A 1,525-nucleotide genomic window follows, 5' to 3' on the forward strand; every position below is an offset into this window, starting at 1 on the left:
TGGCGAGTATGATGCTGTTTCGCACGTGTTACGTAATGGGTCGGGGAATATTAAAGAAAAAATTCGAGAGGTATTCCAAAACCGGTTATCGACGAATGAAATGAACCAGTTGGCAACCCTTGTCTACTATCCAGAAGAGAAGCTAGACCGAGTGTTAGCGGATATTACAGATGTAGAAGAAGAGCATGAATTCTATACGTTAACAATTTCTAGATTAGTGGAGTTGGGACAATTTGTTGTGTCTAAATACACCCGTTCAAAAGTTCGCAAGGCTATGCCAAAAGACATGTCTTACATCCTTGAGGAGTTGCTATTTAAGGATTCTGTCTTGACCAACAAGGGGTCTTACTACTGGAATATCATTCAAAATGTAATCGAATTAGGGGCAGCAAACCGTTTAATTGAAGCCTTCTCTGAATTAATGCAGGAACTTGTTGTCGATCATTTACACGTTTTAGGGGACATCTATGACCGTGGGCCGTCGCCTGATAAAATTATCGACTTGTTGGCTACTCAGAAATCCATCGATATCCAATGGGGGAACCATGACGCCATTTGGATGGGGGCCGCTTCGGGGTCACGCGTCTTGATCGCCAACGTATTACGGATTTGTGCCCGTTATGACAACTTAGAAATCATCGAGGATGGCTATGGTATTTCACTGAGACCCTTGGTGGCATTCGCGGAGGCTACTTACCCGGATGACACTATCGCGGAATTCATGCCTAAGATTGACGATTCGGTGGACCATTTTCCAGAAGAAGTGAAACAAATTGCCAAGATGCAGCAGGCAATCACGATTATTCAATTTAAATTAGAAGCGCAAGTCATTAAACGCCACCCTGAATTCCAAACCGACAACCGCCTATTCCTTGATAAATTAGACTTGGAAAAAGGGACTGTACTCGTTGATGGGAAGGAATATGACTTGAAGAATACGACGTTCCCTACGGTAGATCCGGCAGATCCATTCAAATTAACTGAAGATGAAGAATATGTGATGGGGAAATTGCAAGCTGGTTTCTTAAATTCAGACCGTCTGCAAAAGCATATTGCCTACCTATATAGTAAGGGGTCATTGTATAAAGTTTACAATGAAAATCTGTTATATCACGGTTGTATTCCGATGAATGAAGATATGTCATTTAAGGCGGTTGAAATTCACGGCCGTTCATATGCAGGACGGGAATTGTTGGACCAATTTGAGAAGTCTATGCGTCAAGCTTTTGTGGCTCAAGGACCAAATGAAGACGAAAACCCTGATTTAGATTACATGTGGTATATCTGGCAAGGGGAAGGTTCGTCTTTATTTGGAAAGACTAGAATGACGACTTTTGAGCGTTACTATATCGAGGATGCTGAAACCCATCATGAGCCAAAAAATATTTACTATACTTTACGTAATGACAAAGAGTGTGCTGAATTGATTTTAAGCGAGTTTGGTATTCGTCCAGATCGAGGGCATATTGTAAACGGTCATACACCGGTTAAAGAGCGTAAGGGTGAAGACCCAGTTAAAGCGGAC

The 1,525-nt window shown here is 42.0% G+C and carries 1 protein-coding gene; it reads left to right on the top strand.

Features of this window, described 5'->3' with window-relative positions; genetic code table 11:
- Positions 1-1,525, top strand: a 1,525-nt coding sequence (locus tag ACRCJ0_RS13800; protein WP_431390800.1) for a fructose-1,6-bisphosphatase, incomplete at both ends; no start/stop codon positions are given.

This window comes from Aerococcus sp. L_32, from assembly GCF_050689315.1.